This is a genomic window from Escherichia sp. WS338, assembly GCF_046486405.1.
In the GTDB taxonomy this organism is placed as follows: Bacteria; Pseudomonadota; Gammaproteobacteria; order Enterobacterales; family Enterobacteriaceae; genus Escherichia; species Escherichia coli.
In genome coordinates this window covers 126,403-140,592 of the sequence record NZ_JBJQLL010000011.1, presented here as the reverse complement: position 1 = coordinate 140,592, position 14,190 = coordinate 126,403, and the positions used below count along the sequence as shown (strand labels likewise).

Here is a 14,190-nt window from a genome sequence, read left to right as displayed (position 1 = left end):
CCGGCTGGCCTTAAGATTTTTCTCTTTCCCTTTTCCCTTCCCTCTGCCATTTTTATATTCCTTATGTCGTGATTATAAAAAGGAAACGGCTATGCAATATCACCGTATACCCCACAGTTCGCTGGAAGTCAGCACGCTGGGGCTTGGCACGATGACGTTTGGTGAACAGAACAGCGAAGCCGACGCCCACGCACAACTCGACTATGCCGTCGCTCAGGGCATTAACCTTATCGACGTTGCCGAAATGTACCCAGTACCTCCGCGCCCCGAAACTCAAGGGCTAACCGAAACCTACGTCGGCAACTGGCTGGCGAAACATGGCAGCCGCGAAAAGTTAATTATCGCCTCCAAAGTGAGCGGACCGTCGCGCAATAATGACAAAGGCATTCGCCCGGATCAGGCGCTGGATCGGAAGAATATCCGTGAAGCGCTGCATGACAGCCTCAAGCGTCTGCAGACTGATTACCTCGATCTCTATCAGGTGCACTGGCCGCAGCGCCCAACCAACTGCTTCGGCAAACTCGGTTATAGCTGGACGGATTCTGCGCCTGCGGTTTCGCTGCTGGATACGCTGGACGCACTGACAGAGTACCAACGCGCGGGAAAAATTCGTTATATCGGCGTGTCGAACGAAACTGCATTTGGCGTAATGCGCTACCTGCATCTGGCGGACAAACACGATCTGCCGCGTATTGTCACCATTCAGAACCCTTACAGTCTGTTAAACCGCAGTTTTGAAGTAGGTCTGGCAGAAGTCAGCCAGTATGAAGGGGTCGAACTGCTGGCCTATTCGTGCCTGGGTTTCGGCACGCTGACCGGGAAATATCTCAACGGTGCAAAACCCGCTGGCGCACGTAATACACTCTTTAGTCGGTTCACCCGCTATAGCGGTGAGCAAACGCAAAAAGCCGTCGCGGCGTATGTTGATATAGCCAGACGTCATGGCCTGGATCCTGCACAGATGGCGCTCGCTTTTGTACGCCGTCAACCGTTTGTTGCCAGCACTCTGCTGGGCGCAACCACGATGGAGCAGCTGAAAACTAACGTCGAAAGTTTGCATCTGGAGTTAAGCGAAGACGTATTAGCTGAAATTGAAGCGGTACATCAGGTTTATACTTATCCGGCACCATAAGATTAACGCCGGTTAAAACCGGCGTTAAATATTAATGACGGCGCTGCCAGATCCACAGCGCCGTTATTGCCAGCGCAAATAGCGCACCGAAGCCAATGCCAATGGGCACGACCGGGATGCCTACCATTACCGCCAGCGAGTAAATGCCCAGCATCAACAACATGGCGCTGTTTTCGCCAAGGTTTTGTACTGCAATTGCATTCCCCGCCCCGACGCTTTTTTTACCCCGTTCCTGTAGCAACGCATTGAGCGGAACGACAAAAAAGCCCCCCAGCACGCCAATCAGCATCAACAAGGCATAGGCTGACAGCAGCTCGTGTTGCAGGGAGAAAATCAGTACCACCACGCCAATCAAAATCCCGGCTGGCATACAGCGTGACACGGTTTCCAGCGTAACTAACTTCGCTGCCGCACCAGCGCCAACCACGATACCAATCGCTACCATCGCGTTGAGATAGGTCGGCGTAGCGTTATCGGTAATGCCCAGCGCCACCGGTACCCACAGCACCAACAGGAAACGCAGCGTGACACCCGCTCCCCAGAATAAACTGGTGCCCACCAGCGAAAAACGCGTTTCACCATTGCGCCATAGCGAGGTGCAGGCATTCAGGAAACTGCGGGTCATGCTGATGAGATTCCAGGACTGCCCCGGACGCGCCGCCGCCAGTTTAGGAATGTAGATATTGGCAACGACCGCACCACCGTAGGCCAGTGCGCATGCGGCCAGGGCGACCAGGACATGCCAGTCAGCCAGTACACCACCGGCTACGGAACCGAGCAAAATCGCCGCTATGGTAGAAGCTTCCATTAAACCATTAGCTTTCACTAACTTACTACCCGTGGTTAATTCGCCGAGAATACCGTATTTCGCCGGTGAATAGGCTGCAGCACCAACACCCACCAGCGTATAGCCGAGAAACGGATTGATACCAAAGCAGATACTGGCTGCGCCCAGCAGCTTCAGGCCGTTGGCAAACATCATCACCCGGCCTTTGGCGAAGCTATCCGCCACCTGTCCGACAAACGGCGCAAAAAGAATGTAAGCACCTACAAACACCATTTGCAGGATGGGCTGGCTCCACTCCGGATAAAACTGCGCTTTCAGTAACGCCAGAGTGGCAAACAGCAGCGCATTATCGCCAAACGCAGAGAGAAACTGCGCCACGATAACCGCTTTCATCCCCTTCGACCACAACGAAGTGTTAGTGTGCACTGACTCACTCATCGTGTTGTTCCGCTTCGTCTACCCAGCTTTTCAACGTGACAAAGTCAGGTTTGCCGCTGCCAAGTAATGGCATCTGTTTCAGATAGCGAATATCGCGCGGTACAGCAAGCTCCGGCACGCCGTGCTCGCGGGCATACTGTTGCAACTTATCGCGCGTCAGTTCGTTATCTGTGGTGAAAAGCACCAGCGCCTCGCCTTTGCTGGCATCGCTCTTAATCGCAGTGGCATGGACTTTATCTGGCGAAACACCAAGTGCCAGTTGTTCCACCATTTCCAGCGACACCATTTCGCCTGCAATTTTGGCAAAGCGTTTTGCGCGGCCCTGAATCTGCACAAAGCCCTGCTCGTCGAAACGCACAATATCGCCAGTGTCATACCAGCCGCGCTCCATTTCGCCGCGAACATTCTCGGCGGTGGGCACTTCCAGTACACCTGGCTTCTCCACCCGCAGATAGCCGTTCATTATGTTCGGCCCTTTCAGTTGCAGGCGTCCGCCCTCTTCGATACCAGGAACCGACAACAGGCGCGCATCCATTCCTGGTAGAATACGCCCTACCGTACCGGGTTTCGCCGCCATCGGTACGTTGATGGAAACGACAGGCGCGCACTCGGTCACACCGTAGCCTTCAAGGATGCGCAGGCCAAATTTATCCTGCCAAAGCTGTTTGGTACTTTCTTGTAGTTTTTCTGCGCCTGCCACCACATAGCGTAGACGGTAGAAGTCATACGGGTTGGCGAAACGCGCGTAGTGACCGAGGAAAGTCGAGGTACCGAACAACACGGTGCAACTGCGGTCATACACCAACTCCGGCACAATGCGGTAATGCAGCGGGCTTGGATAAAGGAACACCTCTGCACCTGTGAGCAGTGGCGTAAACAGGCCTACCGTCAGCCCAAAGGAGTGAAACAGCGGTAACGCCGACATAAAGCGATCGTTGGTGGTGAAGTCGGCAATCGTTTTAATCTGCTCGACATTCGCCAGAATGCTTTTATGGCTATGGACGACGCCTTTCGGATGGCCTTCAGAACCGGAGGTAAAAAGGATCAGCGCCTCTTCTTCCGGCTGCTGTTTTACCTGTGCCAGACGCGGCATCAGCAAATGAGCGAAGATCCATACTTTGTCGGCAGTGGTGACATCTGCTTTTAAATCTTCCAGATAGACCCAGCGCACCTGAGTAAGTTGCTCCGGCAGATGCCAGAGTTTGCCTTTATCGAGAAACTGACGGGAAGTGAAAATGGTTTTGATTTCAGCCGCCGTAATAGCACTGGTCAACCCTTTTACCCCGGCGGTGTAGTTCATCATTGCGGGAATGCGGCGACGGGCGATGGCCCCAAAAATCACTGCCGCACTGATGCCTGCATTGGGCAGCATTAAGCCGATGCGTTCGCCTTCAACACTGTATTTTTCAAGGATGCGTCCAACAAACAGCGTTTTCGTAAGCAATTTGCGATAGGAGTCCGGGGTAAAGTTAACGTCTTCGACACATTTCTTCCCGGCTCCGAAGCGGTACATTGCGCTCAGTAAAGATTCGTACAGCGTTTCACGCGGGCGCACCGCCATACGCGCTTCCATCATTATTTGATGCAGCATTTCGCCAGCGATTTTGCGACGGTCACGGGCACGCGGCGCATCCGGCATCTCCACCTGCGTTGGTGGCAAAATATGCAGAGTAATTTGCGGGAACAAGCGACGTTTAACCAGACCTTTCAGGCGGCTGAAGTGCGTAAGTTCCGCCCCTTCAATACGCACAGGAATAACCGTTGCACCAGACTTCGCCGCGACAAATCCCGCGCCATCGTAGATTTTCATCAGCGAGCCAGTGGTGGTGATGCGTCCTTCAGGGAAAATCACCACTGGTCGGCCCTGTTCCACCAGACGTACCAGATGTTTAATCGCCATAGGTTGCGTCGGGTCGAGAGGAACAAAGTCGATAAATGATTTCAGCCAACGCATATACCACTGTTGGCTTATTGAGGTGTAAACGGCAAATACCGGACGTACGGGTAAAAACAATGCCAGCAGTATGCCATCAATAAAAGAGACGTGATTAGGCGTGATTAGAACGCGCTCGCCCTTCAGTGCCTTGGTGTCACCCGTAACGCGAACGCGATACAAAACACGGCACAAATTTCGAAAAAAGCTAAAAAGCATTCCAACTCCCTTTGCTCTGATTCAGTAAAAGCGAATGGAGGGAGATTACACGAGATAAAGAACGCGAGCGACAGTAAATTAGGTGCGAAAAAAAACCTGCGCATCCGCGCAGGTTGGTGCAAGAGACAGGGTACGAAGAGCGTACCGAATAATCTCACCAATCAATACCTCTGGGATCTTGATTGTGGTCTGCACAACGACTCTTCGCCAGCGAGAAAACGCAAAGGAATGAAGGGAAATGCAACGAGGTGTGTAAATTGTCGGTTACTGTTACAGATTGATGACCGGCAAAAAAAAACCTGCGCATCTGCGCAGGCTGGTGTAATTCATGTGCTCAACCCGAAGTTGACTTCACCTATCAATACCTCTGGGATCACCACTTTAGCAACCTGAAGCCAAACGCCACCAGCGGTCAATCGCAACAGCGTTTCGCAAAGTGTAACCAAAGGTTTGCAATCTCTTTTTTTGTCTTACTTATTTGCGTTTGGCTCACATTCCCACAATGAAAACACGCCGCCCCTTGAACCAACGGGCGTTTTCCGTAACACTGAAAGAATGTAAGCGTTTACCCACTAAGGTATTTTCATGGCGACCATAAAGGATGTAGCCCGACTGGCAGGCGTTTCAGTCGCCACCGTTTCCCGCGTCATTAATAATTCACCCAAAGCCAGCGAAGCTTCCCGGCTTGCTGTGCATAGTGCAATGGAGTCTCTTAGCTATCACCCGAACGCCAACGCCCGTGCGCTGGCGCAGCAGACCACTGAAACGATCGGTCTGGTCGTTGGTGATGTTTCCGATCCGTTTTTCGGCGCAATGGTGAAAGCGGTCGAACAGGTGGCTTATCACACTGGTAATTTTTTATTGATTGGCAACGGTTACCACAACGAACAAAAAGAGCGTCAGGCCATTGAGCAACTGATCCGCCATCGCTGTGCTGCGCTGGTTGTCCATGCCAAAATGATCCCGGATGCCGATTTAGCCTCGTTAATGAAACAAATGCCCGGTATGGTGCTGATCAACCGTATCCTGCCTGGCTTTGAAAACCGTTGTATTGCTCTGGACGATCGTTACGGTGCCTGGCTGGCAACGCGTCATTTAATTCAGCAAGGTCATACCCGCATTGGTTATCTGTGCTCTAACCACTCTATTTCTGACGCCGAAGATCGTCTGCAAGGGTATTACGATGCCCTTGCTGAAAGTGGTATTCCGGCCAATGACCGGCTGGTGACATTTGGCGAACCAGACGAAAGCGGCGGCGAACAGGCAATGACCGAGCTTTTGGGACGAGGCAGAAATTTCACTGCGGTAGCCTGTTATAACGATTCAATGGCGGCGGGCGCGATGGGCGTGCTCAATGATAATGGTATTGATGTACCGGGTGAGATTTCGTTAATTGGCTTTGATGATGTGCTGGTGTCACGCTATGTGCGTCCGCGCCTGACCACCGTGCGTTACCCAATCGTGACGATGGCGACGCAGGCTGCCGAACTGGCTTTGGCGCTGGCGGATAATCGCCCTCTCCCGGAAATCACTAATGTCTTTAGTCCGACGCTGGTACGTCGCCATTCAGTGTCAACTCCGTCGCTGGAGGCAAGTCATCATGCAACCAGCGACTAACCGCAGTTAAAGCAATTCCAGCGCCAGTAATTCTTCAATGGTCTGGCGACGGCGAATCAACCGCGCCTGACCATTATCAAACAGAACTTCTGGTAACAGCGGACGGCTGTTGTAGTTGGATGACATTGATGCGCCATATGCCCCCGTATCATGCAGTACCAGATAATCACCCGCCTTCACTTCCGGCAAGGCGCGGGTTTCGACATTTCCCCCTTCCTGCTGGGTAAAGACATCGCCCGATTCACATAACGGCCCGGCGACGACGGTTTCCACCGTTGGTGCGTGTTCCAGAGAACGACCATCAGCTGCCAGGGCACTGATATGGTGGTAACTACCGTACATTGCCGGGCGCATCAGATCGTTGAACCCGGCATCAACCAGCACAAAGTGGCGGCTACCCATTTGTTTGACGCTCCGCACTTGAGTAATTAATACGCCAGCCTGCGCTACCAGAAAGCGACCCGGTTCAATTTCCAGTTTCACAGGATGGCCCAAATGGCGGGCGATTTGCTCACGCGCGGCATTCCACAGACCATAATAATGTTCGGTATCAACCGCCTCTTCACCCTGTTGATAAGGAATAGAAAGCCCACCGCCCGCAGAAATAGCCTGTAAATCCTGACCGAACTCGAGGACCTGACGCACCATAGCACCACATACCTGTTCCAGATGGGCATAATCGACGCCAGAACCAATGTGCATGTGAATGCCGACCAGCTGTAGATGATGACGTTGTATCACGTCCAGTGCGGCGGGCAGATCGGTGTACCAGATACCGTGCTTGCTGTTTTCGCCACCGGTATTGGTTTTTTGGCTATGCCCGTGACCAAACCCCGGATTAACACGCAGCCATACCCGATGCCCTGGCGAAACCTGACCCAGTTGGTCGAGCATATCAACAGAACCCGCATTCACCGGAATTTGCAATTCACTGACTCGTTCAAGCGTCGCCTGATCGATAACATCTGCCGTAAAAACAATATCATCGGGGTGCGTTTGCGGATTGTAACCCGCCGCCAGTGCACGCTCTATTTCGCCTAACGAGACGGAATCCACTTTTACGCCCTGCTCACGCATTAAGCGCAAAATATGAATATTGGAACAGGCTTTCTGTGCAAAGCGCACCACATCAAACTGTTTCAGCGCTGCAATCTGCCGACGAATAATTTGCGCATCGTAGACCCACACCGGGCAGCCAAATTCTGCGGGCAAACGCAGCAGATTTTCGGCGGTGAGATCGGTATCAGTGCTGAACAGTGAATGTGGCATAACAAACTCCAGATAAGTGCTTTTTTATGATTACGCCACATCATAAAAAGAATAAAAAATATCGATTTATGTCGAGTCTATGCAAAAATGATATGGATTACCGGATTGCGAGAGAGCGCTAATGGCCGCCGTTAACTTACGTCATATTGAAATTTTTCATGCGGTAATGACCGCCGGAAGCCTGACTGAGGCGGCACACCTGCTACACACCTCACAGCCAACCGTCAGCCGCGAACTGGCGCGCTTTGAGAAGGTGATCGGGCTGAAATTGTTTGAGCGCATACGTGGACGATTACATCCTACCGTGCAAGGACTGCGTCTGTTTGAAGAAGTGCAACGATCCTGGTACGGACTGGATCGCATTGTCAGTGCCGCAGAAAGTCTGCGCGAGTTTCGCCAGGGAGAACTGTCTATTGCCTGCCTGCCGGTCTTTTCGCAATCTTTTTTACCGCAGCTCCTGCAACCCTTTCTGGCACGTTATCCCGATGTCAGCTTAAACATCGTGCCCCAGGAATCACCGCTACTTGAAGAGTGGCTCTCGGCCCAGCGTCATGATTTAGGACTCACTGAAACGCTCCATACGCCTGCGGGAACAGAACGTACCGAATTACTCTCTTTAGATGAAGTGTGTGTGTTACCTCCGGGCCATCCGCTGGCGGTAAAAAAGGTATTAACGCCGGATGATTTTCACGGTGAGAACTACATCAGCCTTTCCCGTACTGACAGCTATCGCCAGTTGCTGGATCAATTGTTTACTGAGAATCAGGTTAAACGACGCATGATCGTAGAAACCCACAGCGCCGCGTCAGTCTGCGCAATGGTACGGGCGGGGGTAGGCGTTTCGGTGGTTAACCCGCTCACCGCACTGGATTATGCGGCAAGCGGTTTAGTGGTGCGGCGGTTCAGCATTGCGGTTCCATTCACCGTCAGCCTGATCCGCCCCCTGCACCGCCCGTCATCAGCGCTGGTGCAGGCGTTTAGTGAGCATTTACAAGCGGGATTACCGAAACTGGTCACTTCTCTTGACGCTATTTTGTCGTCAGCTACGACAGCATAAAAGCGACAGCATCCTCGGCATGGATCGCCGCGGTATCAAACACAGGCAGAACACTGCGCTCTTCTGGCACCAGTAAACCAATTTCTGTGCAGCCAAAAATGACGCCCTGTGCGCCCTGTTCTGCAAGGCGAGCAATCACTTGCGCATAATAAGCGCGTGACGCTTCGGTAAATTGCCCCAGACACAGTTCTTCAAAAATAATCTGATTAATTTTTGCCCGTTCATCCGCTTCAGGAATAAGACAGTTGATGGAAAATTGTTCCGTCAGCCGCCCGCGATAAAAATCCTGTTCCATGGTGTAACGTGTACCCAGCAGCGCCACACGAGTCATTCCTGCCCCGGTAATTGCACATCCAGTGGCATCCGCTATGTGTAAGAAAGGCAGAGAGCAACGAGACTCAATGGCATCCGCCACTTTATGCATCGTATTGGTGCATAACACAATACCTTCTGCGCCCGCCCGCTGTAAGCCAAGCGCCGCCTCAGCCAGAATATCCCCGGTTTTGTCCCACTCACCGCGACGCTGGCACTCTTCTATTTCATGAAAATCGACGCTATGTAGCAGCACTTGTGCAGAGTGAAGCCCACCAAGCCGCTGTTTAATGCCTTCATTTATCAGACGATAGTAAGGAATAGTGGATTCCCAGCTCATTCCTCCCAGCAAACCAATTGTTTTCATTCCTCTCTCCTGATGTGTGTTACCGCAACAAGGCTGAATAAGGAACGAGACAAACGCCTCAACGGCCAGGTGCCTAATCTCTATTAACGAAAAAAGGGCCGGATGTACAGCACATCCGGCCCGTGAAATCAGACGCCGATATTTCTCAACTTTTCGCCTGCCATCAGTTTGCGCTCGATATGTTCCAGCGTGACATTTTTGGTTTCCGGAATGAGCCAGAAAGTGATGCCCACAAACGCAATGTTCAGCGCAGTGTAGAGCCAGAACGTACCGGCAGCGCCAATGCTATCAAGCAGTGTCAGGAAGGTCGCGCCGATAATCATATTCGACACCCAGTTTGTCGTCGTTGAGCAGGTGATGCCAAAATCGCGGCATTTCAGCGGCTGAATTTCAGAGCACAAGATCCACACCACTGGCGCGGCGCTCATCGCATAACCGGCAATACACATCATCGTCATGCCAACAGAGAGCCAGGACAAGCCACTGGAAGCCGTACCGTTATCAAACTGCATCAGGCAGTAACCCAGCACCAGAGTGCCTAACGCCATCACGCTGAAACCAATTTTCAGAGCCGGCTTACGCCCTGCTTTATCTACCGTAAAGACCGCAATGAAGGTAGCGAACATAAAGGTCAGCCCCACGACCAGAGTCGCAATCATCTGTTGTTCTGTGGTCGTAAAGCCCGCCATTTTGAAGATACGTGGCGCGTAGTACATGATGATGTTCATACCGGTAAACTGCTGCATCGCCTGCAACAACATACCGAGAAATACAGCACGACGGACGTTACGGTTGATCTTAAACAGTGCCCAACCGCCCTGTTTTAACTTCAGGCTTTCACGAATTTCGTTGAGTTCTTCTCGCGCTTTTTCCGACGTATCGCGCAGCATACGCAATACTTCTTCCGCCTCAATATGACGCCCCTTTTCCGCCAGCCAGCGCGGGCTATTTGGCAGGAAGACCACCAGAATAATCAGCAGAACTGCTGGTAAAGCAAGAACCCCCAACATTGCGCGCCAGTTACCGCTATAACTGAACGCTGTATCGGATAAAAACGCCAGCACGATGCCGAGAGTGACCATCAACTGGTACATGCTGATCATCTTACCGCGAACGTTTTCACTTGCCATTTCAGAAAGATATAGAGGAGCGGTGTAAGACGCGATCCCGACAGCAATGCCCAACACCACACGAGCGGCGATTAACATCTCTACGCTGGTCGCAAAAGCGGACCCTATCGAACCGAGTACAAACAGGATGGCCCCCGCCATCAGGCTGTATTTACGCCCCAGGCGGAACGACAGCCAACCATTAAACAGCGCACCAATTGCTGCGCCGAGCATCATGCTACTGACCACCCATTCCTGCAAACGACTGGTCAGCACAAAGTGATCGGTAATGAACGGCAACGCTCCGGCGATTACGCCGATATCAAGACCAAATAACAATCCTGCGACCGCAGCAGCTACCGAAACAAACATATTCATACGCCGCATATCCCGCAGAGGACGTGGCGTTAAAGCAGATTCCGTATTGATAGTAACCATTTTTTCCTGCCAGCAGAGAGTAAGACATAGTGAAAAAATACGTGAACAATTCACACAGGTGTCAGGTCGGAAATAGCATAAATATGGATTAAATTGCTACGACATGTCGTTATGTGATGGATATTCCAATTTTCAAATTAAGTTGAATTATTGAGATTATTATTAACTACCTAATTTTAAAGCAGATAAAATTCATAAAGTTCATTAATTGATAATTGATATGGATTATTTCATAACCATGATATGGATTATGATGATCTACAGGTATAAAAAACCCTGCCATGCGGCAGGGTCATAAAAGTAAGAGGAATGAATTAACGCGCCAGCCAACCGCCATCCACAGCAATGGTATAACCATTTACATAATCTGAAGCGCTGGAGGCAAGAAACACTACCGGCCCCATCAGGTCACTCGGCAGTCCCCAACGGCCAGCTGGAATGCGGTCGAGAATTTCCGCGCTACGTTGTTCATCTGCCCGCAGTTGTTGAGTATTGTTGGTCGCCATGTAACCCGGAGCTATCGCATTAACATTAATGTTGTGTTTAGCCCATTCATTCGCCATCAATCGCGTCACGCCCATCACGCCGCTTTTTGATGCGGTATAAGAAGGCACACGGATCCCGCCCTGGAAGGAGAGCATTGACGCGATATTGATAATCTTGCCGCCATTGCCTTGCGCGATAAAGTGTTTCGCCGCTGCCTGAGACATGAAGAATACGCTCTTGATATTCAGGTTCATGACATCGTCCCAGTCTTTTTCGCTGAACTCGAGAGCATCTTCGCGGCGAATCAATCCGGCGTTATTCACCAGGATATCAATATGACCAAACTCAGCTACCGCGCGATCCAGCAGTGCTGGAATGCCATCAATCTTTCGCAGATCGGCGGTCAGGCTTAAAAAACGACGCCCCAGCGCCGTGACCTGCTTGATGGTTTCAGTCGGTTCAACGATGTTAATGCCAACAATGTCACAGCCCGCTTGCGCCAGCCCCAACGCCATCCCCTGGCCCAGCCCAGTATCACAACCAGTGACGACCGCAACTTTACCTTCGAGAGAAAATGCACTTAAAATCATAACAATACCTTATTCGTTTATGCCCACAACTAGCGCAAATCTTTAACGGCCACATGGTCCATATCATCAAAAACCTGGTTTTCACCGACCATGCCCCAGATAAAGGTATAAGCTTTGGTTCCGACGCCGGAATGGATCGACCAGCTCGGGGAGATCACTGCCTGCTCGTTATGCATCACAATATGACGCGTTTCTTGCGGCTGCCCCATCATGTGGAAAACGCAGGCGTCATCATCCATATTGAAATAGAAATAAACTTCCATCCGGCGCTCGTGGGTGTGACACGGCATGGTGTTCCACAAGTTACCCGGAGCCAGCTCCGTCAGCCCCATACTCAATTGGCAGGTTTCCAGTACATCCGGGACAAAATATTTGTTAATCGTGCGACGGTTACTGGTGAGTTTATCGCCTAACGTGACTGGAGATACTTCGTCCGGTGTGACTTTTTTGGTGGGATACGTCGTATGCGCAGGTGCGCAATTGTAATAAAACTTCGCCGGAGTGGCGGTATCAATACTGGCAAAGACAACTTCTTTTGCACCTTTACCAACATACAGGGCGTCGCGGTGACCGATTTCATAGCATTGACCATCGACAGTAATCGTACCGGCACCGCCAATATTGATAACACCTAACTCGCGACGTTCCAGGAAATAGCTTACGCCGAGTTGTTTACCAACTTCCCCGCCAACGGAAACCGTTTTAGTTACCGGCATAATGCCGCCAACAATTATACGGTCAATGTGGCTGTAAACCATGGTGTACTCATCGGCGACAAATACCTTTTCAACCAAAAATTCATTGCGCAGCCCCTGGGTATCCAGCGTTTTTGCGTGCGCACTGTGGATGCTCTGTCTTACGTCCACATCAACCTCCGATAATCAGTGAAGCGTGAAAATAGAAAACGATAGTGAAACACTGTTTCGTTTTCTCTATAAGGGGATGATATGCCCACGGGATAGGGTTTTCAATTAAAAATAAAACAATGTTTCATTTTTAAGTTAAGGACTGAAAAAAGTGCAGTGTCGATCACGAATATGTCATGAGAATGGAAAAATCAGGGAGCCCTGAAAATGTATGTCGACTCGCCAGCCACCATTATTCAACAGATTAATGACGGCTGATATTTATCGGTAAGGAGGAAATGCAGAGCTATTCGTCACGTTCAATGGTCAATGCCACGCCCTGGCCCCCGCCGATACAAAGCGTAGCCAGTCCTTTGCGGGCATTACGTTTCACCATTTCATGAACCAGAGAAACGAGGATTCGGCAACCGGAAGCGCCTATTGGGTGACCGAGTGCGATCGCGCCACCATTGACATTGACACGACGCTCATCCCATTCAAGCATCTTGCCAACCGAAAGCGCCTGTGCAGCAAACGCTTCATTAGCCTCGATAAGATCGACATCAGCCAACTGCCAGCCTACACGCTCCAGGCAACGGCGGGTCGCATACACCGGCGCAATTCCCATCAATGCCGGATCTACACCAACGCTGGCAAATGCGCGGATGCGGGCCAGCACGGGTAAATTCAACGCTCGTGCTTTGGCTTCGCTCATCATCATTACTGCAGCTGCGCCATCGTTTATGGATGATGCATTACCCGCTGTCACAGAACCGAGACTATCAAATGAAGGATTTAAACGGGCTAAGCCTTCTGCACTGGCGTCAGTGCGTGGCTGCTCATCGGTATCAACAACCAACGTCTGACCGTTACTTTGGGTCATTACCGGGACGATCTCATCTTTAAATCGTCCAGCGTCAATCGCCGCTCGCGCTTTTTGTTGCGAGCTAAGTGCGTAAGCATCCTGCAACTGACGGCTGATGCCATATTCGCGAGCCAGATTTTCGGCGGTGACACCAATATGATAATCATTGAAGGCATCCCACAAGCCGTCATGCACCAGACTATCAACCAACTGGCTATTGCCAAGCTGTGCACCGGTGCGGCTATCAGTCAGAACGTGTGGTGCGCGGCTCATGTTTTCCTGACCACCGGCGATGACAATATCAGCCTCGCCACACTGTATCGCCTGAGTAGCCAGATGCAGTGCTTTAAGCCCGGAACCGCAAACGTCATTAATAGTGATTGCAGAAACGCTGTTAGGAAGACCACCTTTAATAGCCGATTGCCTTGCCGGATTCTGCCCTGCCCCTGCAGTCAACACCTGACCAAGAATCACTTCATCCACCGCATATGCAGAAACACCGGTACGTTCTATTAATGCTTTCACGACCAGGCTGCCAAGTTCCACGGCGGAATGACCCGCTAACGCACCACGGAAGCAGCCGATAGGTGTCCGTAACGCCCCGACAATCACAACGTCTTTCATCACAACCTCGCACCAATTAACAGTGCAATAGTAAATGATTGTTAATTACAGTTATCTTAATTGTTTAAAAAAAGTGACTATTATCACAAAGGAAATACGCCT

The 14,190-nt window shown here is 51.2% G+C and carries 11 protein-coding genes; 3 read left to right on the top strand and 8 right to left on the bottom strand.

Annotated elements, in window-relative coordinates:
• The first annotated feature begins 91 nt into the window (after positions 1-91).
• The gene (locus tag ACJHWT_RS12605) at positions 92-1,132 is read left to right on the top strand and encodes an NADP(H)-dependent aldo-keto reductase (protein WP_001199314.1); all 1,041 of its coding nucleotides are present in this window, start codon (positions 92-94) and stop codon (positions 1,130-1,132) included.
• A 31-nt stretch (positions 1,133-1,163) separates the two neighbouring features.
• Here ACJHWT_RS12605 and lplT read toward each other — a convergent pair whose 3' ends face one another.
• Both lplT and aas read right to left on the bottom strand, forming a co-directional pair.
• The gene (lplT, locus tag ACJHWT_RS12600; RefSeq protein WP_000004625.1) at positions 1,164-2,357 is read right to left on the bottom strand and encodes a lysophospholipid transporter LplT; all 1,194 of its coding nucleotides are present in this window, start codon (positions 2,355-2,357) and stop codon (positions 1,164-1,166) included.
• A complete protein-coding gene (aas, locus tag ACJHWT_RS12595) occupies positions 2,350-4,509 on the bottom strand; it encodes a bifunctional acyl-ACP--phospholipid O-acyltransferase/long-chain-fatty-acid--ACP ligase (protein WP_000899026.1) in 2,160 nt (719 codons plus the stop codon). The genes lplT and aas overlap by 8 nt, the downstream gene beginning before the upstream one ends.
• 585 nt (positions 4,510-5,094) lie before the next feature.
• Between aas and galR the strand changes: the two genes are divergently transcribed.
• Positions 5,095-6,126 (top strand): HTH-type transcriptional regulator GalR, encoded by a 1,032-nt coding sequence (gene galR / locus ACJHWT_RS12590; RefSeq protein ID WP_000201041.1) that lies wholly within the window; start codon positions 5,095-5,097, stop codon positions 6,124-6,126.
• A gap of 6 nt (positions 6,127-6,132) precedes the next feature.
• On the opposite strand, the gene lysA is transcribed toward galR, so the two are convergent.
• Positions 6,133-7,395 carry a diaminopimelate decarboxylase gene (lysA, locus tag ACJHWT_RS12585; RefSeq protein ID WP_001120720.1) on the bottom strand — a complete coding sequence of 421 codons (1,263 nt, stop codon included), beginning with the start codon at positions 7,393-7,395 and terminating at the stop codon, positions 6,133-6,135.
• Between the two features lie 121 nt (positions 7,396-7,516).
• Between lysA and lysR the strand changes: the two genes are divergently transcribed.
• Positions 7,517-8,452 (top strand): DNA-binding transcriptional regulator LysR, encoded by a 936-nt coding sequence (gene lysR, locus ACJHWT_RS12580; RefSeq protein WP_000741810.1) that lies wholly within the window; start codon positions 7,517-7,519, stop codon positions 8,450-8,452.
• On the opposite strand, the gene ygeA is transcribed toward lysR, so the two are convergent.
• The 5 genes from ygeA to ACJHWT_RS12555 all read right to left on the bottom strand — a co-directional run bounded on the left by ygeA (position 8,439) and on the right by ACJHWT_RS12555 (position 14,088).
• Positions 8,439-9,131, bottom strand: a complete 693-nt coding sequence (gene ygeA / locus ACJHWT_RS12575; protein ID WP_000848647.1) for an amino acid racemase — start codon at positions 9,129-9,131, stop codon at positions 8,439-8,441. The genes lysR and ygeA overlap by 14 nt on opposite strands.
• Positions 9,132-9,259: 128 nt before the next feature.
• Positions 9,260-10,678: an arabinose-proton symporter AraE gene (gene araE, locus ACJHWT_RS12570; protein WP_000256421.1), complete on the bottom strand. Its 1,419-nt coding sequence runs from the start codon at positions 10,676-10,678 to the stop codon at positions 9,260-9,262.
• A 314-nt stretch (positions 10,679-10,992) separates the two neighbouring features.
• The gene (gene kduD / locus ACJHWT_RS12565; protein ID WP_000603518.1) at positions 10,993-11,754 is read right to left on the bottom strand and encodes a 2-dehydro-3-deoxy-D-gluconate 5-dehydrogenase KduD; all 762 of its coding nucleotides are present in this window, start codon (positions 11,752-11,754) and stop codon (positions 10,993-10,995) included.
• Between the two features lie 29 nt (positions 11,755-11,783).
• Entirely contained in the window at positions 11,784-12,620 is an 837-nt protein-coding gene (kduI, locus tag ACJHWT_RS12560; protein ID WP_000383247.1) for a 5-dehydro-4-deoxy-D-glucuronate isomerase, read from the bottom strand.
• Between the two features lie 286 nt (positions 12,621-12,906).
• Positions 12,907-14,088 carry an acetyl-CoA C-acetyltransferase gene (locus ACJHWT_RS12555; RefSeq protein WP_000656041.1) on the bottom strand — a complete coding sequence of 394 codons (1,182 nt, stop codon included), beginning with the start codon at positions 14,086-14,088 and terminating at the stop codon, positions 12,907-12,909.
• Positions 14,089-14,190 lie beyond the last annotated feature (102 nt).

Coding starts and splice junctions, on each gene's coding strand:
- ACJHWT_RS12605 (WP_001199314.1), top strand. CDS start 92: ATGCAATATCACCGTATACCCCACAGTTCGCTGGAAGTCAGCACGCTG.
- lplT (WP_000004625.1), bottom strand. CDS start 2,357: ATGAGTGAGTCAGTGCACACTAACACTTCGTTGTGGTCGAAGGGGATG.
- aas (WP_000899026.1), bottom strand. CDS start 4,509: ATGCTTTTTAGCTTTTTTCGAAATTTGTGCCGTGTTTTGTATCGCGTT.
- galR (WP_000201041.1), top strand. CDS start 5,095: ATGGCGACCATAAAGGATGTAGCCCGACTGGCAGGCGTTTCAGTCGCC.
- lysA (WP_001120720.1), bottom strand. CDS start 7,395: ATGCCACATTCACTGTTCAGCACTGATACCGATCTCACCGCCGAAAAT.
- lysR (WP_000741810.1), top strand. CDS start 7,517: ATGGCCGCCGTTAACTTACGTCATATTGAAATTTTTCATGCGGTAATG.
- ygeA (WP_000848647.1), bottom strand. CDS start 9,131: ATGAAAACAATTGGTTTGCTGGGAGGAATGAGCTGGGAATCCACTATT.
- araE (WP_000256421.1), bottom strand. CDS start 10,678: ATGGTTACTATCAATACGGAATCTGCTTTAACGCCACGTCCTCTGCGG.
- kduD (WP_000603518.1), bottom strand. CDS start 11,754: ATGATTTTAAGTGCATTTTCTCTCGAAGGTAAAGTTGCGGTCGTCACT.
- ACJHWT_RS12555 (WP_000656041.1), bottom strand. CDS start 14,088: ATGAAAGACGTTGTGATTGTCGGGGCGTTACGGACACCTATCGGCTGC.